This window comes from Halomonas fontilapidosi (assembly GCF_014192285.1).
GTDB lineage: Bacteria > Pseudomonadota > Gammaproteobacteria > Pseudomonadales > Halomonadaceae > Halomonas > Halomonas fontilapidosi.
The window spans coordinates 129,702-153,421 of the sequence record NZ_JACHXQ010000007.1; the positions used below are offsets into that span (position 1 = coordinate 129,702).

Annotated in this window: 23 protein-coding genes; 15 read left to right on the forward strand and 8 right to left on the reverse strand. The window is 63.7% G+C overall.

The window, feature by feature from the left end; genetic code table 11:
* Positions 1-61: 61 nt before the first annotated feature.
* Complete coding sequence (locus FHR95_RS11510; RefSeq protein ID WP_040187868.1) at positions 62-349, reverse strand: hypothetical protein; 288 nt, start codon at positions 347-349, stop codon at positions 62-64.
* A 131-nt stretch (positions 350-480) separates the two neighbouring features.
* Entirely contained in the window at positions 481-2,079 is a 1,599-nt protein-coding gene (locus FHR95_RS11515; RefSeq protein ID WP_183314484.1) for a cation:proton antiporter family protein, read from the reverse strand.
* Between the two features lie 143 nt (positions 2,080-2,222).
* Between FHR95_RS11515 and yegS the strand changes: the two genes are divergently transcribed.
* From yegS to FHR95_RS11540, 5 genes are all read left to right on the forward strand, one after another.
* On the forward strand, positions 2,223-3,125 hold the full coding sequence (yegS, locus tag FHR95_RS11520; protein WP_183314485.1) for a lipid kinase YegS: 903 nt from the start codon (positions 2,223-2,225) through the stop codon (positions 3,123-3,125).
* A 73-nt stretch (positions 3,126-3,198) separates the two neighbouring features.
* Positions 3,199-3,795: a LemA family protein gene (locus FHR95_RS11525; protein ID WP_183314486.1), complete on the forward strand. Its 597-nt coding sequence runs from the start codon at positions 3,199-3,201 to the stop codon at positions 3,793-3,795.
* Positions 3,796-3,805: 10 nt separating this feature from the next.
* Positions 3,806-5,722 carry a M48 family metallopeptidase gene (locus tag FHR95_RS11530; protein ID WP_183314487.1) on the forward strand — a complete coding sequence of 639 codons (1,917 nt, stop codon included), beginning with the start codon at positions 3,806-3,808 and terminating at the stop codon, positions 5,720-5,722.
* Between the two features lie 40 nt (positions 5,723-5,762).
* Positions 5,763-6,191, forward strand: coding sequence for a VOC family protein (locus tag FHR95_RS11535; protein WP_183314533.1), 429 nt, complete (start codon positions 5,763-5,765; stop codon positions 6,189-6,191).
* 70 nt (positions 6,192-6,261) lie between these two features.
* Entirely contained in the window at positions 6,262-7,077 is an 816-nt protein-coding gene (locus FHR95_RS11540) for a hypothetical protein (RefSeq protein ID WP_183314488.1), read from the forward strand.
* 107 nt (positions 7,078-7,184) lie between these two features.
* Here the strand turns inward: FHR95_RS11540 and FHR95_RS11545 are convergent, their stop codons facing one another.
* The gene (locus tag FHR95_RS11545) at positions 7,185-7,391 is read right to left on the reverse strand and encodes a cold-shock protein (protein WP_040187864.1); all 207 of its coding nucleotides are present in this window, start codon (positions 7,389-7,391) and stop codon (positions 7,185-7,187) included.
* A gap of 302 nt (positions 7,392-7,693) precedes the next feature.
* Here FHR95_RS11545 and FHR95_RS11550 point away from each other — a divergent pair, with 302 nt between their 5' ends.
* Together FHR95_RS11550 and FHR95_RS11555 are read left to right on the forward strand one after the other, a co-directional pair.
* Positions 7,694-8,119, forward strand: a complete 426-nt coding sequence (locus FHR95_RS11550) for an NINE protein (RefSeq protein WP_183314489.1) — start codon at positions 7,694-7,696, stop codon at positions 8,117-8,119.
* Between the two features lie 9 nt (positions 8,120-8,128).
* Positions 8,129-8,773 carry a LysE family translocator gene (locus FHR95_RS11555; RefSeq protein WP_183314490.1) on the forward strand — a complete coding sequence of 215 codons (645 nt, stop codon included), beginning with the start codon at positions 8,129-8,131 and terminating at the stop codon, positions 8,771-8,773.
* A 67-nt stretch (positions 8,774-8,840) separates the two neighbouring features.
* Here FHR95_RS11555 and FHR95_RS11560 read toward each other — a convergent pair whose 3' ends face one another.
* Positions 8,841-10,781, reverse strand: coding sequence for a transglycosylase SLT domain-containing protein (locus FHR95_RS11560; RefSeq protein ID WP_183314491.1), 1,941 nt, complete (start codon positions 10,779-10,781; stop codon positions 8,841-8,843).
* Between the two features lie 159 nt (positions 10,782-10,940).
* On the opposite strand from FHR95_RS11560, the gene FHR95_RS11565 reads away from it, so the two are divergent.
* The 4 genes from FHR95_RS11565 to htpG all read left to right on the forward strand — a co-directional run bounded on the left by FHR95_RS11565 (position 10,941) and on the right by htpG (position 14,323).
* Positions 10,941-11,309, forward strand: coding sequence for a YkvA family protein (locus FHR95_RS11565; protein WP_183314492.1), 369 nt, complete (start codon positions 10,941-10,943; stop codon positions 11,307-11,309).
* Positions 11,310-11,355: 46 nt separating this feature from the next.
* On the forward strand, positions 11,356-11,868 hold the full coding sequence (locus tag FHR95_RS11570; protein WP_183314493.1) for a PaaI family thioesterase: 513 nt from the start codon (positions 11,356-11,358) through the stop codon (positions 11,866-11,868).
* The gene (locus tag FHR95_RS11575) at positions 11,861-12,331 is read left to right on the forward strand and encodes a PaaI family thioesterase (RefSeq protein WP_183314494.1); all 471 of its coding nucleotides are present in this window, start codon (positions 11,861-11,863) and stop codon (positions 12,329-12,331) included. Before FHR95_RS11570 ends, FHR95_RS11575 begins: the two co-directional genes overlap by 8 nt.
* A gap of 87 nt (positions 12,332-12,418) precedes the next feature.
* Positions 12,419-14,323, forward strand: coding sequence for a molecular chaperone HtpG (gene htpG / locus FHR95_RS11580; RefSeq protein WP_183314495.1), 1,905 nt, complete (start codon positions 12,419-12,421; stop codon positions 14,321-14,323).
* Between the two features lie 98 nt (positions 14,324-14,421).
* Here htpG and FHR95_RS11585 read toward each other — a convergent pair whose 3' ends face one another.
* The 4 genes from FHR95_RS11585 to FHR95_RS11600 form a co-directional block, all read right to left on the reverse strand.
* Complete coding sequence (locus FHR95_RS11585; RefSeq protein ID WP_040187857.1) at positions 14,422-15,054, reverse strand: GntR family transcriptional regulator; 633 nt, start codon at positions 15,052-15,054, stop codon at positions 14,422-14,424.
* A 129-nt stretch (positions 15,055-15,183) separates the two neighbouring features.
* Positions 15,184-16,680 (reverse strand): tripartite tricarboxylate transporter permease, encoded by a 1,497-nt coding sequence (locus FHR95_RS11590; RefSeq protein WP_183314496.1) that lies wholly within the window; start codon positions 16,678-16,680, stop codon positions 15,184-15,186.
* Positions 16,680-17,192, reverse strand: coding sequence for a tripartite tricarboxylate transporter TctB family protein (locus tag FHR95_RS17430; protein WP_425485292.1), 513 nt, complete (start codon positions 17,190-17,192; stop codon positions 16,680-16,682). The genes FHR95_RS11590 and FHR95_RS17430 overlap by 1 nt, the downstream gene beginning before the upstream one ends.
* A 17-nt stretch (positions 17,193-17,209) precedes the next feature.
* Positions 17,210-18,121, reverse strand: a complete 912-nt coding sequence (locus FHR95_RS11600) for a tripartite tricarboxylate transporter substrate binding protein (protein WP_221199306.1) — start codon at positions 18,119-18,121, stop codon at positions 17,210-17,212.
* Positions 18,122-18,602: 481 nt separating this feature from the next.
* Here FHR95_RS11600 and FHR95_RS11605 point away from each other — a divergent pair, with 481 nt between their 5' ends.
* The 4 genes from FHR95_RS11605 (at position 18,603) to FHR95_RS11620 (ending at position 23,705) form a co-directional block, all read left to right on the forward strand.
* Entirely contained in the window at positions 18,603-19,538 is a 936-nt protein-coding gene (locus tag FHR95_RS11605; RefSeq protein ID WP_183314499.1) for an NAD(P)-dependent oxidoreductase, read from the forward strand.
* Between the two features lie 65 nt (positions 19,539-19,603).
* Positions 19,604-20,284: an RraA family protein gene (locus tag FHR95_RS11610; RefSeq protein WP_183314500.1), complete on the forward strand. Its 681-nt coding sequence runs from the start codon at positions 19,604-19,606 to the stop codon at positions 20,282-20,284.
* Between the two features lie 390 nt (positions 20,285-20,674).
* On the forward strand, positions 20,675-22,246 hold the full coding sequence (locus tag FHR95_RS11615; protein ID WP_040187851.1) for a Re/Si-specific NAD(P)(+) transhydrogenase subunit alpha: 1,572 nt from the start codon (positions 20,675-20,677) through the stop codon (positions 22,244-22,246).
* A 16-nt stretch (positions 22,247-22,262) separates the two neighbouring features.
* Positions 22,263-23,705: an NAD(P)(+) transhydrogenase (Re/Si-specific) subunit beta gene (locus tag FHR95_RS11620; protein WP_183314501.1), complete on the forward strand. Its 1,443-nt coding sequence runs from the start codon at positions 22,263-22,265 to the stop codon at positions 23,703-23,705.
* Positions 23,706-23,720 lie beyond the last annotated feature (15 nt).

Sequence of the window (23,720 nt, forward strand, 5' to 3'; positions counted from 1 at the left end):
CTGCCCGACCGCAAGGCGCCGCCTCAATGGGCGGCGCCTTGCGGTCAGTGAGCGGCGACGCTCATCGGATCAGCCAGCTGAGCACGGTCACCCCCAGCAGCCACCAGATCAGGGTGGCGACGAAGGCGCGACGCATCAGGGCGGCCAACCCCTTCCACAGCAACCACAGGCCGACCACCAGCACGACCAGGTTGATCAGGGTCAGCGGAATGCCCAGCGACTCGGAAAGGCCCTGCATGAAGCTGCGCGCGGCGCCACCGATATTGGCAAAGAAGCCGGTCAGGCCATCGACGATAAAGCGGATGAATTCCCCGAAGGCGGAGCCGATAAAGGCGAAGGCGTCGTCCATGGGTGGCGAGTTCCAGTCTGAGAGCGAACGGTCGTGTTGGAGCCCCTGCGGCATGCTTCATGCTTGAGGGGATGGGCGGGGGTATCTCCGGTACCGAGTATCGCGAGAAGGGCCACGGCGAGGCAAGTCATTCACCCCAGTTGACTGGCGCGGGAAACGATCCCGGCCTCTTCGGCGGCGCTGTCCGCCAGCGCTCGGCCCGCCTCGTCGTAGACGTGGAAGACGGCATTGGCACCCAGCTCACGGATTGGCTCGATCTCCTCGGGGTATTCCACCACGGCGGTGATACGACCGGGAAACTTCCTGGAGCGCAGCTGCTTTAACGCGAAGAGGTTGCCGGCATGGTGGGGCATGGCGAGTACCACCATCTTGACGCCGGTGGACATCAGTAGCTTGTCCCAGAAGTCCGAGTCGACGGCATCGCCCTCGAGGATATTGAAGCCCCGTGCCCCCAGCTTCTTGACGCTCTGTGGGTTGCTGTCGATGCCCAGTACGCGAAGGCCATACTCCTTCTGCAGCCGACGATAGACGCTGCGGCCGATACGGCCCATGCCCAGCACGACGGCCTCGGCGCTGCCTACCTCGATCGGGCGGTCACTCGGCGATAACTCTTCAATGTCGATCGGCGGGAGGCGGGGTTCAAGCCAGCGATAGACCCGCTCGCTAAAGCCGTTGAGTACCGACGAGAAGCCGAAACTCAGTGCCACCGCCAGTGAAATGACCACCAGCCACTCAGCCGTGAGCCATCCGCTGGAGACCGCGATAGCGCTCACGATAAGACCGAACTCCGAGTAGTTGGTCAGGCTGAGGGTGGCCAGCAGCGAGGTGCGGTGCCGCATCCGGAAACGCATGAAGACGAGCTGGTAGGCCAGGCTCTTGATCGGCAGGATCAGTACCAGCAGCATGGCGATTCCCAGCATCTCGATGCTGGGCATTGCCGTCAGCCCGATACTCAGGAAGAAGCCCACCAGCAGCAGTTCCTTGAGGCTGAACATCGAGCGTGCCAGGGTCTGCGCCGCCGGATGGGGGGCCAGCAATAGCCCGATGATCAGGGCTCCCAGGTCCCCCTTCACGCCGACCGCTTCGAACAGCGCGTAGCCCAGCACCAGCGCCAGCAGCACGCCGAACAGCATCTGCATCTCGCCGTGGCCAAGCCGGTCGAGCAGGGCACGCAGGGCTGGCGCCAGGGGAATCAGCAGCAACAGGCCCAAGGCCCAGGGGATGGGTAATTTCCCGGTTGAGGCGGTGATGAAAATGACCGCAAAGATGTCCTGCATGATCAGCACGCCGATGGCCAGGCGACCATAGGCGGTCTGGGTCTCGCTGCGCTTCTCCAGAACCTTGACCACAAAGACGGTACTGGAAAACGATAGCGCAAAGCCGAGCAGGCCCAGCGTTTGCCAGCCCGCGCCCTCCAGCAACCCCAGGCCCAGCCACTTGAGCAGCGAGAGCAATGCCACCATCAGCAGCGTCGAGGTCAGCATGTGCAGGGAGGCACCTCCCCATACGTCTCCCCGGAGCAGGGTGCGCACATCGAGTTTCAACCCGATGGTGAATAGCAACAAGGTCACGCCGATGTCGGAGATCACCCCGAGTAGCGGTGTTACATGGAAGCCCAGGGCGTTGAGCACAAAGCCGCCAACCAGAAAGCCCACCATGGGGGGCAGACGCAGCACCATGGCGACCAGGCCGCCCAGAAAGGCGGCAAGCAGAAAAGCCGGTTCGATCATGCACACTCCCTGTTCGGCACGCGTCGACGAGACAGATAGTGTAGGGAAGTCGTAAGGTGATTGGCATTGAAGATTGGGCGTATGCCGTTATCCATTGACGGTCCCAGGGTCGGGACAGGACGAAGCGGGCGAGAGGAGCGTGAATGGCCAGGCTGATCCTCAATGGTAAATCGGCGCAGCTGCCGTCGGTGAGAGAGGCCGTCTTGGCATGCCGCGAGTGCGGGAACGAGATCGAGGTTCGCGTCACCTGGGAGCGAGGCGATGCCGCCCGCCTGGCGGAACAGGCCGGGCACGACGGAGTCGAGCGAGTGATCGCCGGGGGTGGGGATGGCACGGTCAACGAGGTGGTCAATGGCCTGATGGGGCTGACGCCCGAGCGGCGCCCCGGGCTGGGGATCCTGCCGCTGGGCAGCGCCAACGACCTGGCCACCTCGCTGGGCCTGCCGCTGGAGAGTGAGCCGGCGCTGGCCTCGGCTCTGGATCTCCCGCTGAGGCGTATCGACGTGCCGCGAGTCGACGACTGGCACTTCCTCAACATGGCTACCTGCGGGTTCGGCGCCGAGATCTCGTCCGCCACGCCCAAGACCCTCAAGCGGCTGCTTGGCGGCGGCGCCTACTCGCTGATCGGCGCCGTCAAGGCATGGAACTTCCAGCTCTACCCCGGGGTGCTTCACTGGGAGGGGGGTGAGCGTCGCGTCGAGGTCTTCATGTTGGCCATCGGCAACGGACGTCAGTCGGGCGGTGGCCAGGCGCTGACGCCACAGGCCACCCTCGATGATGGCCTGCTCGATGTGCTGCTGCTGCACGATGTTGCCTCCGTGGCGGGGCTTCGCGCGATGCGCCGTGAGCTTGCGACGCGCCCTGCTCGGGGCCACTACGTTGATGTCTTCCGCACCGAGGGCCTCGCCTTCGAGGCAGAGGAGAGGCTACCGGTGACCCTGGATGGTGAACCCTTGCATCGGCACGGGTTGCAGGTGGGCATCAGCCCCGGCGCCCTGATGCTGGCGGCGCCGCGGGATTGCGCGCTTTTCTCGCGCCCGCCATGAGGCAAGGGGGCGCGGTCAGACCTAAGGTTAACGGCAGCGAACTCTTCCCCTATCGACAAGGAATCACCACACCATGGACCTCTCGCTGATCATTCCCCTCGTGTTGCTGGGCGCCCTGCTGGTCTACGGCGTCTCTATCTACAATCGCTTGGTGACGCTGAAGAATCGCTTCCAGAATGCCTTCGCCCAGATCGAGGTTCAGCTCAAGCGTCGCCATGACCTGATTCCCAATCTGGTCGAGACCGCGCGGGCCTACATGAGTCACGAACGCGAGACCCTGCAGGCGGTGACCGAGGCGCGCAATGCCGCGGAGGTCGGCCTGCAGCGGGCAGCAGCGCATCCCGGCGAGCCTGGCGCCATGGCCGAGCTGGCTGGCGCCGAAGGCGCACTGGGTTCGGCCCTCGGGCGCCTCAACGTGGTCATGGAGGCCTACCCCGATCTCAAGGCCTCCGACAACATGCAGCAACTCTCCGAGACCCTCACCAGTACCGAGAACCGCGTGGCGTTCGCCCGTCAGGCCTTCAACGATGCGGTGATGCAGTACAACACCTACCGGCAGAGCTTTCCGCCCGTGCTGCTGGCCGGCTCCTTCGGCCACAAGCAGGATGCGGCCCTGCTGGAATTTGCCGACAGCGCCGAGATCCAGACGGCGCCTCGGGTGAGCTTCTGAGCCGGCCCGCATGGATTTCTTCACGGCTCAGGATCGCGCCAGACGCCTGACCGGACGGCTGATTCTGCTGCTGGCCCTGGCGATCGTGGTGTTGATCGGCATTACCTCCCTAGTGGTGGCGCTGGCCGTGGTGTTCCTCGACGGCGCTTCCTTCACCGGCGAGACGCTGGCGCGGGCGCTGCAGCCGCAACTGCTCGCCGGCGTGGCGATGGTGGTGATCCTGGTGGTGGGGCTGGGTAGCCTCATTCGCCACCTTCAGCTGAGGGCCGGTGGCAGCGCGGTCGCCGAGGCCCTGGGGGGCCGCTCGCTCAACCTGGAAACCCGCGATGCCAACGAACGCCGCTTGCTCAATGTGGTGGAGGAGATGGCCATCGCCTCCGGCATGCCGGTCCCGCTGGTCTATCTGCTCGAGGATCCGGCCATCAATGCCTTTGCGGCCGGGCACGAGCTCGACGACGTGGCCATCGGGGTGACGCGAGGCGCCATCGAGACGCTCGACCGCGACCAGCTGCAGGGGGTCATCGCCCATGAGTTCAGCCACATCCTGCACGGCGACATGCGTCTCAACCTGCGGCTGGTGGCACTGCTCCATGGCATTGTGGTGATCGGCCTTATCGGTCGCATGCTGCTGCATGCCTCGACGAGCGGGCGTCGTACTCGCTCTCGCAAGGGTGGCGGACATGTCGCGGTGCTGGGGCTGGGCGCGGGGCTGATGGTGGTGGGCTATGCCGGTACGCTGTGCGGTAACCTGATCAAGGCGGCAGTGAGTCGCCAGCGCGAATTTCTTGCCGATGCCAGCGCCGTACAGTATACCCGCAACCCCGAGGGTATCGGCGGGGCGCTGAAGCTGCTGGCCGCCCATCGCCTGGGCTCGCGTCTGCTCGCCAGCCAGGCGGCAGAATTCAGCCACCTCTACTTCGGCAGCGGTGTCCGTTCCCTGTCGCGCTTGACCGCGACCCACCCCCCGGTGACGGCACGGATTCAACGAGTGCTGCCTCACTGGGACGGCAGCCTGCCGCCAGCGCCCCCGGTCCGGTCGACGCGACGCCAGGCCGAGCCCGCCTCATCCGATGGGGGGCAAGGCGGCGAGCGCCTGGCCGCCGGGGCGCTCGCCGCTGCGGTGGTGGCAAGTGTCGGGCGGCCGAGTAGCGAGGATATCGCCCGTGCCCGTCGCCGTCTCGGCGAGATCGATGCGCGCCTGTTCGAGTCGGCCCATGAGCCCTTTGCCGCCCGGGCACTGGTCTATGGCATCCTGATGGGTGCCGATCCCCGCAGCCGCGAGGCGCAGCGTGATGCCCTGCAAGGCCAGGCGCTGCCGGAGGTGCTGGCCGAGCTCAAGACGCTCGAGGCTCCACTGTCCAGATTGACCCCCGGTCAGCGTCTGCCGCTGATCGAACTGGCCCTTCCAGCACTTCGCCAACTCTCCACGGCGCAGCATGCTCGCTTCCAGGCCTGCCTGCGCCGGCTGATGGCCCTGGAAGTGCACGCCGGTGCCTTGCAGTGGGCTCTGCACCGGCTTGTCGTGCAGGGCATCGAGGGAGCGCGGCGAGCGCGCCGCGATCGTCATCTGGCGGACCTGGGCGGGCCTTTGTCACTGTTGCTCTCGACGCTGGCGCGGGCCGGCCAGCAGGACGAGGGGCAGGCCCGGGCCGCCGTCGAGCGGCTCGGCTCGGTGCTGGGCGTGCCGCTGGACTTCGTGGGTGAACCTGCCCTGGCCTCGGACCTCGACTGGGCGATGGCACGGCTGGTGCGCCTGGTTCAGGCCGAGCGTGCCCCCTTGCTGGCGGCCATGACCTGTTGCGTGGAACATGACGGTCGGATCGCGCCCGAGGAGGGGGAGCTGTTGAGTGCCGTGGCCTGGACCCTGGGGTGCCCGCTGCCGTCCACGCAGGGAGCGGCTGGCCAGACGGGAGTCGGGTCGGCATGATGAAGCATTCCGATACTCAGACCCACCGGAGGACTCCGTGATGCTTACCCCCTTTCATCTGGCCGTGCAGGTCCGCGACCTGGCCGAGGCACGCCGCTTCTATGGTGAACTGCTGGGTTGCCCGCAAGGGCGTTCCAGCGATACCTGGGTCGACTTCAACCTCTATGGCCATCAGTTTGTCTGTCACCTGAATCCCGCCCTGGGGGAGAAGGGCATCGACGATCATCGCAATCCGGTGGATGGCCATGGTGTACCGGTGCCCCACTTCGGCGTCGTGCTGGAGATGGCTGACTGGGAAGCCCTGGTCGACCGGCTCACGGCCTCCGGCGTGCGCTTCGAGATCGAGCCCTATATCCGCTTTCGTGGCGAACCCGGCGAGCAGGCCACCATGTTCTTCCGCGACCCCAGCGGCAACGCCATCGAATTCAAGGCGTTCCGTGACATCGCCGGCCAGCTGTTTGCCACCTGAGTGGTGACGCCGCCTTGCGAGCGGGTAGGGGCTCTGGTGCAATGGCTTCCTTTTCGTCAGGAGCAAGACAATGGCAATGAAACCCTGGATGCCGCTGGTGGCGGCCATGGCGTTGGCCACGGGGCTCGCCGGTTGCGGCAACGGTGATGACGAGCCAGCGCCGGCCGAGGTCGAGGAGACGCAGGAAGCGGCCGCGCAGCCGGCCGAGGTAGCGGAGAGTCAGCAAGAGACGGATCAGCCGGCCGCCGAGCCCGATGAGGCGGACGTCAGCGACGATCAGAGCTCATCCGCCGAGGCATCCGAGGAGGGGCAAGCGTCCGCAGCGGATCAAGCAGGCGGCGATCTTGAGGAACCTGGCGAGCTAGATATCGGCACGCAAGGCGAGGTTGACGCCGAAGCCGAGACCCTCGGCGAAACGCCGGCCGATACCCTGGAAGAGGGCGCAGCGCTGCCCGGCGAGACAACCCGCTCCGATGTCGATGCCATCATCGAGGAGACCGAGCGGCGCTTCCAGGAAGCGAGTCGCCGGATCGACGAGCAGTTCGAGAGCGCCGAGGAAACGGCACCCGGGGTCGAGCCGATGGAATCCTCACCGGCGCTCGAGCCGATGGAAACGCCCGAGCTTGAGCCCATGGAATCGTCCGATCTCGAGTCGGAGATCGGCCTTGATACTTCGCCGGGAAGCGAGATGGCCGAAGGCGATGCGATGCCGGGGGAAAGCACCCGCTCGGATATCGACGCGATTCTCGAGCAGACCGAAAAGCGCTTCGAGGAGGCGAGTCGCCAGATCGACGAGCAGTTCGAGGAGGCCGAGCGGCAGGCACCCGGCGCCTCGTCGGAGCTCGATTCGCTTGAACTCGACGGCACCGGCAGCGCTGGCGAGTGACGCGCTGCCTGCCGATGCTGGAATGAAAAAGGCCCGCCGGATGGCGGGCCTTTCTCTGCGGCGACCGGACAGCAAGGCCGGTGGGTCGCCTCCGTGTCAGCCGAGGATCAGTCGGCGGCGCGGATGTTGGAGGCCTGAAGGCCTTTCTTGCCCTGGGTCACTTCGAAAGTGACTTTCTGGCCGTCCTGCAGGGACTTGAAGCCTTCAGCCTGAATCTCGGAGAAGTGAGCGAACAGGTCATCACCGCCGTCGTCCGGAGAGATGAAGCCGTAGCCCTTGGTATCGTTGAACCACTTGACAGTGCCAGTTGCCATCGTCGATTTCCTTTACTAACTAAATATATGGTGCTGGGTCAGGCAGGTGATGCCCTCGCCATAGACCCGTAATGCGTGGGCAAGGCAAGAAGGAAGTGCGCACCGGGTGTATCGAAGAAATCGAAGTACAACAGACGACTTTTCTGCTTGCTGACCAACGCAGCGGATAGTGCAACAGCGCCAGAGTTGCGTCAACCGAGTGTCACAGGGAGACTGGCGCTATGCCCGCAAAGTCACTGTAGATGCAAAGCCGGTAAGCGTCCAGCCTCCACCCTGGCTGTTTCCCCAAGAAAGAGAGACCCATGACCCACACCCGTATCGCCTCCCGAGACACCCACAGCAAGCTGATCGGCTACCTGCTTTGGTTGTTCGGTTTTCTCGGTGCTCATCGCTTCTACTACGGCAAGCCGGTGACCGGCACGATCTGGTTCTTTACGCTGGGGCTGCTGGGCATCGGCTGGCTGATCGACCTCTTCCTGATCCCGTCCATGGACCGTCAGGCTGACCTGCGTTTCCAGGCTGGCCCGACCAACTACTCCCTAGCCTGGCTGCTGCTCACCTTCTTGGGCGTATTCGGCATTCATCGCTTCTACCTCGGCAAGTGGCTGACCGGGTTGCTCTACTTGCTGACTTTCGGTCTCTTCGGCCTCGGCGTGCTCTACGATTTCTGGACCCTCAACGACCAGATCTCCATGCGCCATGCCCGTCGCGGCATCTTCAACGACTGAGAGGGCCCCATGTTCTTCGATGCGCAGTTCTGGCCCTTCCTCGTGGCCATCACCCTGCTGAGCATGAGCCCGGGGGTCGACACCCTGCTGGTGATTCGTAATACCGCTCGCGGGGGCTGGCGCGACGGTGTGACGACCAGCCTGGCCATCTGCTGCGGGCTTTTTGTTCACGCGGCGGTGTCGGCGCTGGGCATTTCGTTGATCCTGCTGCAGTCGGCCTGGGCGTTTGGCCTGCTCAAGCTGGCCGGTGCCGCCTACCTGGTGTGGCTGGGCATCAATGGCTTGCGTGCGGCTCGACGGGGCCAGGGGCTTCCCGTGGGCGGCGTGCAGGCCGAGCGGCAGGTCGTGCCGCTGTGGCGACCCCTGCGCGAGGGGCTGCTCTCCAACGTGCTCAATCCCAAGACGGTGATCTTCTACATGGCCTTTCTGCCCCAGTTCATTGCGCCCGGTGACCCGGCGCTGGCCAAGTCGCTGTGGCTTGCCGGGGTGCACTTCGTGGTGGCCAACCTCTGGCAGATCGCCATCGTGCTGATGGTGGGAAGCGCCGGCCGCTGGCTGGCGAGTCCGGCGTTCTCGCGCTGGCTCAATGGCATCACCGGCGCGGTGCTGGTCGGCTTCGGCATCAAGCTGGCACTGACGCGTCAACCGGGCTGAGGAGTTGCCGCAACGCAAGCGGCCCTGGCATCACCAGGGCCGCTTGCGCGGGAGGCGCTGCAGGGGCTCAGTTTCTGGCGAGCAGCGAGCGGTCGTAACGCACCGTCTTCTCCGCGGGGCTCAGCATGCTGACGCCCTCGCTCTCGCCGTCTCTGGAGAGGCTCTCGAAGATCACCCGATAGGCCAGCACCGCCTGCACGTAGTTGCGGGTCTCGCGGAAGGGGATGCTCTCGACGAAGAGGTCGAACGCTTCCGGTGCGTCACGCAGCCAGCGGTCGACCCGACTGGGGCCGGCATTGTAGGCGGCCGCCGCCGCCAGGCGATTACCGCTGTAGCGGTCGATCAGCTCGCCCAGGTAGGTGCTGCCCAGGCGGATGTTCACCTCGGGGTCGAGGACACCGTAGGGACCGGGGTCACCGATGCCCAGACGCCGGCCAAGCTGGGCCGCGGTGGCCGGCATCAGCTGCATCAGTCCTCGCGCGCCGGCGGGGGAGAGGGCCACGGGATTGTAGGCGCTCTCGCGCCGGGCGATCCCCATCAGCAGGTAGGGGTCGACGTCCATCTCACCGCCCCAATGCAGGAAGTCATCACGATAGGCTTCAGGGAAGCGCCACGCCAAGGCGTCCCACATCTGGCCGACGATGGTGGTCTGCACCAGTTCCGCGAGCCAGCCCTGCTGCGCGGCATAGTCGGCTAGCGCGCGTGCCTCGTCGGGCGTTGCCCGGGCCACGGCCCGGTACCACTCGCTATTGGCCAGGCCAGGTTCGTCGATTCGCCGCAGTGCCTCGGTGCGCTGCACCACCGGCCAGTCGGCGATGCGCTGTCGAGTGGCCGCATCGACGACGTTGCGCTCCAGGTTCAGCGCATAGGGGCGGCCCAGCCGGTCGGCGGCGGCAAAACCGAAGAAGTTTCGCTCATCGGCGGCCGCCGCGTAGGCCTTTTCCGCCGTGGCCGGGTCGCCGAGCTGCTCCAGGGCACGACCCAGCCAGTACTGCCAGCGCGCTTCCTGACGGGTCGCGTCGGGCATGCGATGGACCCAGTCGATGACCCCTGACCAGTCCCGTTCGGCCAGCGCCGAGCGTACGCGAAGCTCCAGCAGATCGGTATCCCCGAGCCGCGCCACAACGTCGTCACGCCAGGCGCCATGCTGGTCGATGTCGCGCACCATCGCGTAGAAGGCCAGGTCATGCTCGATGGCGTCACGCTGATCCGATTCCAGTGCGAGGTGCGGCGCGACCTTGCGCCAGGCCTCGAGCGCCGCCTCGGTGTTGGTGCGAGTGAAGCCGTGCATGGTCGCGGCGAACAGCGGACCGCTGCCCTGGCAGCCGGGGCCGATGCAGGCCGGCACCCGGGTCACCGCCGAGTAATCCTTGCGTAGCCGCGCCAGGCTGGCCCTGGCGGACTGCCAGTCAGTGCTCAGCTGCCGGCCCAGGTAGCTCATCAGCCCGGTCTCGCCGGCCTGCCAGGCGAGCATCATGCGTTCCCAGATATGGGCCTGGCCGATCTCGCCTCGGGCGCGCAGGGTGTCGAAGAGGGTATCGCAGGCATCCGGCTGGGAGTGGCCGACGCGCCAGAGCTCTCGTCCGCCTTGGGCGGCATCCTCCGGCACGCGATCGAGCAGCGCGGTGTAGTAGTAACACTGGCGGGCAGTGCCCTCGGGCACGCTATCGGCGACCGCCAACAGGCTAGCCGGCCGCCCCGCCTGGCCATACTGGGCGATGGCCTGTCCGCGCATCCAGTCGCTGAGCGGGGAGTCCGCATGGCGTTCTATGAAGGCCAGCACCCGCTCGGGCTCCACGTCCGGCAGGCGCTGGCGCAGGCGGTGGTAGTCGACGTAGCCGGCGAGCACATGCGTTTCGACGGCCTCCCGGTCGATCTCTTCCCACTGTGCGTTGCGGGCCGCCTCCAGGGCATCTCGCATGGCGCGGTCGTCGGCCAGGCCGGCCAGCGGCAGGCAGCACAGGGCCGCGGCGATCAGGGCCTTACAGCGACCCAATGACAGGGACATATCGTGACCTCTTGCGGTTCGCGCTCGTCAATCTGCCATGGTGGCCGATGGCGGCTCTCTTGAGTAGTGTCGTCGCCGCCCGACAGGCAGCGATTGTTCGTCAGGGTGGGGATACCCTATCGTTTAGCGGTATTCTCGTCTGTCGGCAAGGAGATCGAGATGGCCAGATTCCGCGGCGGCTTCCTGGTGGCGCGACTGCGGCGTCGCGCCCGCGTACTGGGCCATATCGGCCGCGCCCTGAAGCTGTTCCTGCCCATGACCCGCGATGTGCTGCTGGGACGCTACCGCCCGGTGCCATGGGGCGCCTTCCTGTGGATGCTGACGGCCCTCGCGTATCTGGTCTCGCCGCTCGACCTGATTCCCGACATGCTGGTACTGCTGGGGCTGGTGGATGATGCGGTGATCGTTGGCTGGCTGCTGACTCGGGTGGATCGGCATCTGGCGGGCTATCGTGCCTGGCGCGAGCCTGGTGAGGAAAAGAGTCCAGCCTCCGGCAAAGGTCGAGGCGACGACCTGCCACCGTCCTGATACGATCGTTTGAAATCTTCCTTTTGCCGCTGCCTGCGAGACCCGAATGATCCACGGCCAGACTCCCGGTGACGCTGATTGGCGTCGTGCCCTGACGCGCTTCGTCACCGTGATCCCGCACACTCGAGAGCTGGGCCTCGAGGTGCTCGAGGTCACCCCCGAGGTGACCACCATGCGCCTGCCCTGGAGTGACGACCTGCTCGGTGACACCGCCCGTGGTCTGGTGCACGGCGGGGTGTTGACCATGCTGCTGGATACCGTCTGCGGCTCGGCCGTATTGCCGGCCCTGCCGGCGCCGGAGGTCTGTCCGACGCTGGACCTTCGGGTTGACCACTTTCGGCCGGGCGTGGCAGGCCTGGCCATTCTCGCCGAGGCGCGCGTGGTCCGGGTCACCGAATCGGTCGTCTTCACCGAGGGCAGCCTCTGGCAGGAAACGGGCCGCCCGCTGGCGCGGGGTATCGGCAACTTCGTGCGCCTGGGGCCCCGCAACACGCCCCCGGGCTTCGCCGAGGCGCTCTTCGCCGATGTGGCGATCGATGAGGAGGGCGACCATGCGTGAAGGTTTCGAGAATGTCGACTGGCTGGAGAGAACCCGCGCCGAGGGCGACGTCGATGCCTGGCTGGCCCTGATACCCTACGCGCGGCGCATCGGGGTCTCGACGCTCCCGGATCCGCAGGGCGAGGGGCTGCTGTTTCGCCTCGATCCCCGCGAGGGCAATGTCGGCAATGTCCTGCTGCCGGCGCTGCATGGCGGCGTGGTAGCCGCCTTCATGGAGACCGCGGCGACCCTGGACCTGATGCTCGCGACCCGCATGCCGCGCCTGCCGCGCATCGTCGACATCTCCATCGACTATCTGCGCACGGCGCGGCTGGCGCCGACGCTGGCCCGCTGCAGCCTGCAGCGCGAGGGGCGGCGCATGGGCAACGTGCGGGTCTGCGCCTGGCAGGAGAGCGAGACGACGCCGGTTGCTACCGCACGGCTGCATTTCGTGCTGGGCGATCCTGGCGATGCAGGCGCTTGAAAATCCGTCAGCGGGCCCCATATCGACGTCAATCCTGAACCGGTGGCCAGGCCACCATTGTCACGTCGAAAGAGGGGTCCCAGCCAGATGACGACCGCGACTCATGAGGAAACCCTCGGCTTCCAGACCGAGGTCAAGCAGCTACTGCACCTGATGATCAACTCGCTGTACTCCAACCGCGAGATCTTCCTGCGCGAGTTGATTTCCAACGGCGCCGATGCCTGCGACAAGCTGCGCTACGCGGCCCTGGACAACGACGCGCTCTATGAAGGCGACAGCGAACTGCGCATCGAGATCGATCACGACGCCGAAGCGGGTACCGTGACCGTGCGTGATAACGGCATCGGCATGAGCCGCGATGACGTGATCGAGAACCTCGGCACCATCGCGCGCAGCGGTACCGCCGAGTTTCTCAAGCAGCTCTCCGGCGAGCAGCAGAAGGATGCCCGGCTGATCGGGCAGTTTGGGGTTGGCTTCTACTCCGGCTTCATCGTCGCCGACGAGATCACCGTGCGTACCCGCAAGGCCGGCAGCGACAAGTCGCAAGGGGTCGAGTGGCGCTCCAAGGGCGAGGGCGAGTTCACCGTCGCCGATATCGAGCGCGAGGCGCACGGCACCGAGATCGTGCTGCACCTCAAGGAGGACGCCCGAGAGTTCGCCGACGATTTCCGCCTCAAGAGTCTGGTGCGCAAGTACTCCGACCATATCGAGGTACCGGTATGCATGCCGAAGGTCGAGACCGCCAAGGACGAGGACGGCAACGACATCGAGGGCAGCGAGACCGTGACGTGGGAGACCGTCAACGAGGCCACCGCCCTCTGGGTGCGGCCCAAGAGCGAGATCTCCGACGACGAGTACAAGGCCTTCTACAAGCATGTGGCCCACGACTTCAACGACCCGCTGACCTGGAGTCACAACAAGGTCGAGGGCAAGCTCGAGTACACCAGCCTGCTCTATGTGCCCGGTCGGGCGCCCTTCGACCTTTACGAGCGCGACGGCGCCCGTGGCGTAAAGCTCTACGTCCAGCGCGTGTTCATCATGGACGACGCCGAGCAGTTCCTGCCGCTCTACCTGCGCTTCATCAAGGGCGTGCTGGATACGCGCGACCTCTCGCTCAACGTCTCACGCGAAATCCTCCAGCAGGACCCCAAAGTCGACAAGATCAAGTCGGCACTGACCAAGCGCGCGCTGGACATGCTCAAGAAGCTGGCCAAGGACAATGAGGCCTATCAGACCTTCTGGAACACCTTCGGTAGCGTGCTCAAGGAAGGTCCGGCTGAGGACCACGCCAATCGCGAGAAGATTGCCGGCCTGCTGCGCTTCTCCACCACCCATACCGACAGCGCCATCCAAGACCAGTCGCTGGCCGACTACGTCTCGCGCATGAAGGAAGGGCAGGAGAAGATCTACTACATTGTCGCCGACGGCTTCAATGCGGCCAAGTCGAGCCCTCACCTGGAGATCTTCCGCAAGAAGGGTATCGAGGTGCTGCTGCTGCACGACCGCATCGACGAGTGGCTGATGAGCCATCTCGACGAGTTCGAGGGCAAGCACTTCGTCGATGTGGCCAAGGGCGAGCTCGACCTCGGCGATGTCGAGGATGAGGAAGAGAAGAAGGCCCAGGAGGAGACCGCCAAGGCCAAGGAAGACCTGGTCAAGCGTGTACAGGCGGCGTTGGGTGACGAGGTCCAGGAAGTCAAGGTGACGCATCGCCTTACCGACTCGCCGGCCTGCGTGGTGCTGCCCGAGCACGAGATGGGCTTCCAGATGCGCCGTATCATGGAGGCCGCCGGTCAGAAGATGCCCGAGGTCAAGCCGATCCTCGAGCTCAACCCCGACCATGCGCTGGTCGCGCGCCTCGAGAGCGTCGAGGGTGAGGGCTTCGATGATCTAGCGCGGATCCTGCTCGACCAGGCGATCATCGCCGAGGGCGGTCATCTCGATGACCCCGCTGCCTACGTCAAGCGGCTCAACGCCCTGCTGAGCGCCTGATATACTCGGCGCCCAGGCGTTCTTTAAGTGAGTCGCCACTAACCCCACCGGCCCTAGAGGCCGGTGGGGTTTTTGATTGCTTCAAACCGGTAGTCGCGTCAACGGGATCGACGAAACCTTTCCAGGGCGCCATTCAAATGGCTGGTCATCGCCGCTTTAGCCCATTCCTCATTGCCAGCCTGGAGAGCCGCGATGATTTCCTGGTGCTGGCGGACGCTCTCATCCATTTCCTCGCGGCTGTAAATGAAGAAACCGCTTACCATGGGAAGGTGCAGCAGGGTGCGCGCGAACATGCGCAGATAACCCTGGCCTGACGCATCAAGCAGGCCTTCGTGGAAGCTCTGATTCGCCCGAGCAATTCGTTCGATGCGGTCGCTGCGGTTGCCCGCGATAGCTTCCCGCATCTGGTCGTTGGCGGCGACGACGTCGGCAAACTGCTCTGAGGTGATCTGGTGTGCGGCAAGTGCCGCGGCATGCCCTTCCAGCAGGATGCGCAGCTTGAAGATGTCCTCGGTGTCCGACTTCCGCCAGCCGGTAACGATCGCTCCACGTGTCTTTTCGTGGCTCAGAAGTCCCTCGGAGATAAGCCGCTGAAAGGCATTGCGCACCGGGGTCCGGCTCACCCCTAGCTGCTCTGCCACGACCTCCTCACGAAGATGTGCGCCGGGTTCGTAATGATTGACCATGAGCTGACGCCGAAGCGTCTGATAGACCCGTTCACCGATTTTCATTGCAGGCTCGACGCATAAGGGAAAAATGGAAGCCGGAGTGAAAGCGGCCAGCCCAAGATGGTAACTGACCTGTCGCCGCCGGGCACCTTGACCGATGTGTCCACTGAGGCTCTCACTCCCTCATCGGCGTCACTCCTGATCGCCACGGGAGGGCTTAAGCCTGCGAAATCGCTTCCACATCGGCACGATAAGCGTCATCGCCGTCATGGCGATGATGATCCATGAGATCCAGCTCTGTACCAGGTAGTCGAAGGAGCCGCCGGAGATCAGTAATGCCCGGCGCAGTGACTCTTCTGCCATGGGGCCGAGAATGACGGCCAGTACGGCGGGTGCGGTCGGTATATTCAGGCGCTCCATGCCATAGCCGAGCAGGCCGAAGAAGAGCATCAGCCAGACTTCGAACATGCTGTTATGAATCGAGTAGATGCCAACCACCGCAAGGGCAATGATCATCGGCGCCAGAAGCATCGTCGGTGCCTTGAGCACATGAACGAAGGCTCGGGCGCCCACACGGCCGATCACGAACATCAGGATTGCCGTGACAAACATGGTCAGCATGAAGCCGAAGACGATTTCCGGATCATCCCGAAAGAGTTGAGGGCCGGGGCGAAGGCCGTGCACCAGCAGGGCGCCGAGGATCACGGCGGCAACGGCACTTCCCGGGATGCCAAGCGTGAGCGCAGGGATCAGCGTAGCCGCCGTATCAGCGTTGTTTGCGCACTCCGGGGCTGCAACCCCCTTGGGCTCGCCTTTGCCGTATTGATCGTTATCGGGGTCTGAGCGGCGCTGCTCATTCCATGCCAGGACAGCGGCGATATTGCCGCCCAGCGCTGGAATGATGCCGATCACGACACCCATGATGGAAGACTTGATCCAGACCGGGATGAAGGGGCGCCACCGAATGCGGGCCTTCTTGTTCTCGATCGGGGCCTCTTTCTGCTGGGATAAGTGCTGCACCGCCAGGTCAATAGCCGGTGGTATGGCGAAAAGGCCTGTCAGCAAGACAATGATGTTGATGCCGCTCAGAAGATCCATGCTACCAAAGGCGAATCGTTCCGCTCCCGTCATGGCGTCGATTCCGACAATGCCGACCACCAGGCCCAGGCAGGTGCTGAGCAGTCCCTTGACGGGGTTGCTGCTGAGCAGAACCGCTATCGTCGTCATGCCGAAGAGGGCGAGCCAGAAGTAGTCGGCTGGGCTGAACTTCAGGGCGATAGCTGCCAGGGGAGGTGCCAGAGCTAGAAGAGCGATAGCGCTGACGGCACTGCCGATGGCGGAAGAGATAAGCGATATCTTCAGCGCCAGAGGCGCTTGGCCTTTCTGCGCCATGGGATAACCGTCAAAAACGGTGGCGATGCCTGCTGGCGTGCCGGGAATGCGCAGGAGAATGGCAGGAATGGAACCCCCGTACATGGCCCCATTATAAATACCGGCGACCATGCCGAGCGCCACCAAGGGCTCCATGCTGAAGGTCAGGGGGATCAGCACGGCAATTCCCATCGTCGCCGATAGGCCTGGCAAGGCGCCTACCGTAATGCCGACGGCCGTGCCGATGATCATGGCGATGATGACGTCGATGGAAAATATCAGCGGCAAAGCCGACAGGATATGATTGAGTATGTCCATTAGCGAATACCGATAAGTTGCAGCAGTGGCTCGTCAGGCAGCTGAACCTGCAAGATGAGACTGAACAGGATGTACAAGGCGAGCACGAAAATTATGGGGGCTCCCAGCAAGATGCGAAGCTTTCGGTAGCCTAGGGCACTCGAGACGGCGGGTATGAATACCAGCGTGGTCGTGAAATAGCCGATGAAGGGAATCGTCACGACATAAGCAAGGGAGGCACCTGTGAACACGGCTATTCTCGACAAGCTTGCCGAGTCCGCAGTGGATTCGCTCTCGCTCTTTCGCAGCCACAAGACGCTCTGGAGTGCCCAGATCAACGAAAGAAGTAGCGCTAGAAGCATGACAGCCTTCGGCAGGTATCCCGAAGGTCCCATATATTTCGTGGCTTCCACGAATCCCGCAATACACAGTCCGCTTACGAGAAGCGCGCATATCAGCTCAATCAAGGGCCTTGGCATAGTGGTTTCCAGGTTTCCAGAGGGGGGGGTGAACGCAGGCCGATATCTCGGCATGCGCTCACCTTTCAGACTTAGTTGGTTTGCGCCCAGGGTTGCTCTTTCCAGAGCTCCTGCAGTTCTGTATTTAGCGTTTCCAGCTGAGCGGCGAACTCGGCCGGCCCCTGATAGGCGATAGGCAGGCCCTGCTCCAGTGACTTTTCCTGGAACTCGGGGTCGGCTACGGCTTGTTCCACGGCGTTACTCAGCGTGGTGAATACCTCCTCCGGCAGTCCCGCCGGGGCACCGATACCACGGTGTGAGCCCATGACGAGGTCGTAGCCCAGCTCCTGGAACGTTGGCACATCGGGAGCTGCTTCCCAGCGTTCTTCCGCCATCTGGCCAAGAATTCTCAGGTTCCCGGCTTCCATATCGTCGACGGACTCGCTCATGTTCATGCTGGCCATGGTGATGTGCCCCCCCAGAGTGGCAGCACGCAGGTCGGCTGCCCCGGGGAAGGGGATATGGCGAAGCTTGATACCGGCCTTTCGCTCGAAGGAAAGCACTGCCAGATGGTCGTCAGATCCAATGCCGGTGGTGCCATAGGTGACGGCACCCGGGTTCTCTTTCGCTTCTGCGACCAGCTCCGCGAGCGAATCGATCTCGCTGTCCGTGCGCACACTCAGGGCACCGGCGTCGTAGACGATCTGGGCGATCGGATCGATATCCGCCATGGAATAGCGGGCATCCCGCTGAATGGGAATGGCCAGCATATTGGGAATGTTGATAAAGCCAAACGTGTAACCGTCCGGCTCTGCCTGTGCGAGGCCGGTGAATCCGATTTCCCCGCCGGCTCCCGGCTTGTTGAGCACCGTGATGGACTGGCCGAGATTCTCCTCGATGTAGGGGGCCAGGGTGCGAGCGGCAACGTCCGTTCCGCCACCGGCGCTGTAGGCAACGATCATGGTGACCGGACGTTCAGGGTAGTCAGCCAAGGCGCTGCTCATGCCTGCCATTCCTAGCAGACCTGCTGTGAGGAGGGTAATGGGCATCTGGGCTTTCATTGGAGTTATACCTTAGTAGCGAGAGATTGGGCATCCAGTCTTTGGATACAGAGAACAGTGATTCTATGGTGCTTCCTCGTCAAGCGGAAAAGCTTCTCGGAGCGGTGTCTAGGTGTTTTTTAATAAAAAAATAATAAAAAACAGTAATTTAAACGTTTATATTCTTTAGTATTATTCATGAATAATGGCTTATGTACAAAAATACTCTTGTCGCCCGCCCGTTCTGTATGTATTTTTTCTGTACTCATTCAGGTGGTTTTTTGATCGCCATCCCGTACCGAACGGTCAGTGTTCGGTGCCGCTCGCGCCTGACGCGAAGCCAATGGAGATTGATCAACCATGCCCGATGATCTGCAGAGGTTCGGCAGGCCGCGAGACGGCCTCGCCCCAGCCTCTCCCCTCGAGCACGACAGGAGACCATTAGATGAATGGCCCCGATAAGGCGGGAAAACCCACCGTTTACGTATTGGAGCCCATCCACGAAGAGGCTGTGGAGGGGTTGCGTGCAAAGGTAAATCTGGTCACATGGGAGGAGAAAGAGGTCTCCCGGTGGCACGAGGGTGCAGACGCGATCATTGTTCGCAGCCACCCGGTGAGTGCTGCTGACATTTCTTTGGCAAGCCGATTGCAAGTGGTCGGGAAGCATGGGGCAGGAACGGACACCATCGATGTGGAGGCGGCAGCGAGACAAGGTGTTGCAGTGATCTCTACCCCAGGGGTCAATGCGCCCTCGGTCGCCGATCTTGCTCTTGCTATGGCGCTATCGCTGTCACGGAACCTGGTCGGACATACCGAGGCTTTGCGGCATGGTGTTCCACTCACCGGACGACAGCGAGTGGGATATGAGTTAGCGGAACTGCCGGCCGGCATTATCGGGCTTGGTGCTATTGGAAAGGCGGTCGCCTCGCGATTGCGATGTGGCTTCGGCGCCACGGTGAAAGCCTATGATCCAGGCATTGCCGATGCGGATTGGCCGGAAAATATCGGGCGTGCCGACAGCTTGCACGAGATTCTTGCCGCCAGTCGGCTGCTTTTCCTGCACGTCGGCCTTAATGATGCCACTCGAGGCATGATTAGCGCCGCAGAGCTGGCGATGCTTCCCGAGGGTGCTTTCCTCATCAACTGCGCAAGGGGAGGGGTCGTTAATGAGTCCGACTTGGCTAATGCGTTAGCGAACGGCCATCTCGGCGGAGCAGCTTCCGATGTGTTCGAGCAGGAGCCTCCTTCGCCGGATCTTCCCCTACTTCAGCATCCCGGATTCATCGCCACTCCCCATATCGGGGGGTCGACCCATGAAGGGTTGCGAAGAACGGGATTGGAGGTCGTCAGCAAGGTGCTGGCACAACTCGGTGTCGAATGACATGGGCCTTTTGGTCCCCGGATCTCGGCGCCCGGCGCCAGACAGTAAAACAAGGTGATAAAGTGATGAGCATAGGATTTCGCGTACTGGCGCGCACAGCTGCAGTAGCCCCCGAACTGGCCAAAGCCTTTGATGAGGTTCCGGTTGCCAATGTCAGTGATTCGATGTTTCGGATGACGTCTGCAGGCACCCGACTGCGTCCCTATCATGGAGGAGGGAGGCGTCTCTCCGGTGCGGCGTTGACGGTCAAGACACGGCCGGGTGACAACCTGATGTTCCACAAAGCGCTGGACATGGCCGTTCCTGGTGATGTCATTGTCGTGGACGCTGGCGGAGATCTGACCAACGCCATGATGGGCGAGCTGATGGCCCACCATGCAGCAGCACTGGGTCTTGCAGGCATCGTCATCAATGGCGCTATCCGAGACCTGGACGAGATTCGTCAGCTCGGTCTTCCCGTATATGCGGCCGGCGTGACACACCGGGGGCCTTACAAGGACGGACCCGGCGAGATCAACGTACCGGTTTCCGTCGATGGCATGGTGGTGATGCCCGGTGATCTGATCATTGGTGATGAGGACGGTGTGCTCTGTGTCCCTCAAGCTCAGGCGGAGGAGCTCCTCGAGGCGGCGCAGGCCAAGCAGCGTGCCGAGCTAGAAGAACTAGGGCAGATCCGCGCGGGCAACAGCGATCGTAACTGGATCGACCGGGTGCTGGCGCAGAAAAATTGCAGTTTCGAACCCTAATGCGCATTGCTTGATGGGGCCAGGGTCATCTGGCCTCGATCAAGTCAAGGGTGAGGGCTTCGATTATCCGCCGACACGTCAAGCGGCTCAACGCCCTGCTGAGCGCCTGACCGTCTCTGCGGCTACGCCTATTGACGCCACCTTCGGGTGGCGTCGTTGTGTCGGGTCCGGCCTCTGGCGAACCGCAGCGGGTACGATGCCGCCCGGGCTGCTGTCATGCACAAATGTTCTTTCCGGGTATAACAGCGGCTTGTTTCGTGCTGCGATGCAGCAAAAACCTGGGCTCGGGCCTTGTGTCGGGAGGCCGCAAAAGGTAACACTGATGAGCTTGATCAAAACCTCACTCTGACAATCAATCGTAACAAACGTTGGCCACATGGGGGATCCATTGTGAAGATAGGCGCACCGAAGGAGAGTGCCCGGGGGGAAGCGCGCGTCGCGCTGACCCCCGAGAGCGCGAAACAGATCCAGAAGCTGGGGCATGAATGCCTGATCGAGGCCGGGGCCGGGGTGGCTGCGGGCTTCAACGATGAGGCCTATCGCCAGGCGGGGGTGACCGTCGTCGATGGGGCAGAGGCGCTCTGGCACGAGGCCGAGATGGTCATCAAGGTCCGCGAGCCCTCCGAGGAGGAGGCCCACCTGCTGCGCGAGGGGCAGACCCTGATTGCCTTCTTCTGGCCGGCCCAGAACGAGGCCATGCTCGAACTGTGCAAGGCCCAGGGTGCCACCGTGATCGCCATGGATATGGTGCCGCGTATCTCGCGGGCGCAGAAGATGGATGCGCTGTCGTCGATGGCCAACATTGCCGGCTACCGGGCGGTCATCGAGGCGGGTAACAACTTCGGACGCTTCTTTACCGGCCAGGTGACGGCCGCGGGCAAGGTGCCGCCGGCCAAGGTGCTGGTGATCGGCGCCGGTGTGGCGGGGCTCTCCGCCATCGGTACCGCCACCAGCCTGGGTGCGGTGGTGCGCGCCTTCGACGTGCGTCCCGAGGTGGCCGAACAGATCGAGTCGATGGGGGCCGAATTCCTGTTCCTCGACTTCGACGAGAGCCAGGACGGGTCGGAGAGCGGCGGCTATGCCGCGCCTTCCAGTCCCGAATTCCGTGAGAAGCAGCTCGAGTGTTTCCGCGAGCAGGCTCCGGACGTCGACATCGTCATCACCACGGCGCTGATTCCCGGCAAGCCGGCGCCCAAGCTGTGGCTGGAGGACATGGTCGAGGCCATGAAGCCCGGCTCGGTGATTGTCGACCTGGCCGCCGAGAAGGGCGGCAACTGTGACCTGACCAAGCCCGACGAGAAGGTGGTGACCGACAATGGCGTGACGGTCGTCGGCTACACCGACTTCCCCTCGCGCATGGCCACCCAGGCCTCGATGCTCTATTCCACCAACGTGCGCCACATGCTCACCGATCTTACGCCCGAGAAGGACGGCAAGGTCGTGCACAACATGGAAGACGATGTGATCCGCGGCGCCACGGTGACCCACGAGGGCGAGATCACCTTCCCGCCGCCGCCGCCCAAGGTCAAGGCGATCGGCGCGGCCAAGGCCAAGCCCAAGGAGAAGGAGCCGACGCCGGAGGAGAAGAAGGCCGCGGAGCATGCCGCCTTCAAGGCGCAGACCAAGCGCCAGGTGACCCTGCTCGCCGTGGGCGGCGCACTGATGCTGTTGCTCGGGCAGGTGGCCCCGGCCTCCTTCATGCAGCACTTCATCGTCTTCGTGTTGGCCTGCTTCGTCGGCTTCCAGGTGATCTGGGGCGTCAGCCACTCGTTGCACACGCCGCTGATGGCGGTGACCAATGCGATCTCCGGCATCATCATTCTCGGGGCGATCCTGCAGATCGGTACCGGCAGCGTCGTGGTCGGCGTGCTCGCGGCGATCTCGGTGCTGATTGCGTCCATCAATATCGTGGGTGGCTTCCTGGTGACACGCCGGATGCTGGCCATGTTCCAGAAATCCTGAGCGGCGGAGACACGACATGTTGGGTCAAGGATTCGTATCTGCCGCGGCGATCGCGGCAAGTGTATTATTCATCCTCTCGCTGGGGGGGCTGAGCAACCAGGAGAAGGCCAAGCGGGCCGTCTGGTACGGCATCGTGGGCATGGCCGTGGCGGTCTTCTTCACCGCCTTCGGACCGGGCATTGGCGGCTACTGGTGGATGATCCCGATGATGCTCATCGGGGCAGGCGTGGGTGTCTATGTGGCCGGCAAGGTCGATATGACCGAGATGCCCCAGCTGGTCGCCGCGCTGCACAGTTTCGTCGGCCTTGCGGCGGTCTTCGTAGCCTGGAGCGCGGACCTGGAGCGCCGTCGTGTCGCGGCGGCGCGGGCCATGGATGCCTCCATGGAAGAGTTCTCGGCGTTCGCCGCCCTGGTGGCCGAGAAGACGCCCGCCGAACTGACGTTCCTGCAGGTTGAGGTAGTGCTGGGCATCTTCATCGGCGCGGTGACCTTCACCGGCTCGGTGATCGCCTTCGGCAAGCTGGCCGGCAAGGTCGACGGCAAGCCCAAGCAGCTGCCCGGCGGGCATATGCTCAATGCCGGGGCGGCGGCCCTGTCGCTGCTGCTGGCCATCCTCTATCTCAACGGGGCCGGCTTCTGGACCTTGCTGGTACTGGCGGCGCTGGCCTTCTTCATCGGCTATCACCTGATCATGGGCATCGGCGGTGCCGACATGCCGGTGGTGGTCTCGATGCTTAACAGCTACTCCGGCTGGGCCGCGGCGGCCATCGGCTTCACGCTCTCCAACGACCTGCTGATCGTCACCGGTGCGCTGGTGGGCTCCTCCGGTGCCATCCTGTCGTACATCATGTGCAAGGCGATGAACCGCAACTTCATCAACGTCATCCTCGGCGGCTTTGGCGGCAGCCAGGGCCCCGCGGCGGAGATCGAGGGCGAGCAGGTGGCCATCGATGCCGGCGGTGTGGCCAGCGCACTCAACGATGCCGACAGCGTGATCATCGTGCCGGGCTACGGCATGGCGGTGGCCCAGGCCCAGAATGCGGTCAGCGAGCTGACGCGCAAGCTGCGCGCCGCCGGCAAGAACGTGCGCTTCGGCATCCACCCGGTGGCGGGTCGCCTGCCGGGGCACATGAACGTGCTGCTCGCCGAGGCCAAGGTGCCCTACGATATCGTGCTGGAGATGGACGAGATCAATGACGACTTCCCCACTACCGACGTGGTGATCGTCATCGGCTCCAACGATATCGTCAACCCGGCCGCCCAGGAGGACCCCAACAGCCCGATTGCCGGCATGCCGGTGCTCAAGGTCTGGGAGTCCAAGCAGGTCTTCGTCTGCAAGCGTGGCCAGGGTACCGGCTACTCCGGTATCGAGAATCCGCTGTTCTTCAAGGAGAACACGCGGATGTTCTACGGCGATGCTAGGTCGAGCATCGACTCGCTGCTGCACCTGATCGACTGACCCGGTCGCGCCCGG

Bases quoted from the DNA above. Each gene is read 5' to 3' on its own strand.
- FHR95_RS11585 (WP_040187857.1), bottom strand. From the start codon at position 15,054: ATGAAAATCGGTGAACGGGTCTATCAGACGCTTCGGCGTCAGCTCATG.
- FHR95_RS11605 (WP_183314499.1), top strand. From the start codon at position 18,603: ATGAATGGCCCCGATAAGGCGGGAAAACCCACCGTTTACGTATTGGAG.
- FHR95_RS11600 (WP_221199306.1), bottom strand. From the start codon at position 18,121: ATGAGCAGCGCCTTGGCTGACTACCCTGAACGTCCGGTCACCATGATC.
- FHR95_RS11590 (WP_183314496.1), bottom strand. From the start codon at position 16,680: ATGGACATACTCAATCATATCCTGTCGGCTTTGCCGCTGATATTTTCC.
- FHR95_RS11570 (WP_183314493.1), top strand. From the start codon at position 11,356: ATGATCCACGGCCAGACTCCCGGTGACGCTGATTGGCGTCGTGCCCTG.
- FHR95_RS11540 (WP_183314488.1), top strand. From the start codon at position 6,262: ATGGCAATGAAACCCTGGATGCCGCTGGTGGCGGCCATGGCGTTGGCC.
- FHR95_RS11565 (WP_183314492.1), top strand. From the start codon at position 10,941: ATGGCCAGATTCCGCGGCGGCTTCCTGGTGGCGCGACTGCGGCGTCGC.
- FHR95_RS11545 (WP_040187864.1), bottom strand. From the start codon at position 7,391: ATGGCAACTGGCACTGTCAAGTGGTTCAACGATACCAAGGGCTACGGC.
- FHR95_RS11620 (WP_183314501.1), top strand. From the start codon at position 22,263: ATGTTGGGTCAAGGATTCGTATCTGCCGCGGCGATCGCGGCAAGTGTA.
- FHR95_RS11530 (WP_183314487.1), top strand. From the start codon at position 3,806: ATGGATTTCTTCACGGCTCAGGATCGCGCCAGACGCCTGACCGGACGG.
- FHR95_RS11535 (WP_183314533.1), top strand. From the start codon at position 5,763: ATGCTTACCCCCTTTCATCTGGCCGTGCAGGTCCGCGACCTGGCCGAG.
- FHR95_RS11560 (WP_183314491.1), bottom strand. From the start codon at position 10,781: ATGTCCCTGTCATTGGGTCGCTGTAAGGCCCTGATCGCCGCGGCCCTG.
- FHR95_RS11515 (WP_183314484.1), bottom strand. From the start codon at position 2,079: ATGATCGAACCGGCTTTTCTGCTTGCCGCCTTTCTGGGCGGCCTGGTC.
- FHR95_RS11510 (WP_040187868.1), bottom strand. From the start codon at position 349: ATGGACGACGCCTTCGCCTTTATCGGCTCCGCCTTCGGGGAATTCATC.
- FHR95_RS17430 (WP_425485292.1), bottom strand. From the start codon at position 17,192: ATGCCGAGATATCGGCCTGCGTTCACCCCCCCCTCTGGAAACCTGGAA.
- htpG (WP_183314495.1), top strand. From the start codon at position 12,419: ATGACGACCGCGACTCATGAGGAAACCCTCGGCTTCCAGACCGAGGTC.
- FHR95_RS11575 (WP_183314494.1), top strand. From the start codon at position 11,861: ATGCGTGAAGGTTTCGAGAATGTCGACTGGCTGGAGAGAACCCGCGCC.
- FHR95_RS11610 (WP_183314500.1), top strand. From the start codon at position 19,604: ATGAGCATAGGATTTCGCGTACTGGCGCGCACAGCTGCAGTAGCCCCC.
- FHR95_RS11550 (WP_183314489.1), top strand. From the start codon at position 7,694: ATGACCCACACCCGTATCGCCTCCCGAGACACCCACAGCAAGCTGATC.
- yegS (WP_183314485.1), top strand. From the start codon at position 2,223: ATGGCCAGGCTGATCCTCAATGGTAAATCGGCGCAGCTGCCGTCGGTG.
- FHR95_RS11525 (WP_183314486.1), top strand. From the start codon at position 3,199: ATGGACCTCTCGCTGATCATTCCCCTCGTGTTGCTGGGCGCCCTGCTG.
- FHR95_RS11555 (WP_183314490.1), top strand. From the start codon at position 8,129: ATGTTCTTCGATGCGCAGTTCTGGCCCTTCCTCGTGGCCATCACCCTG.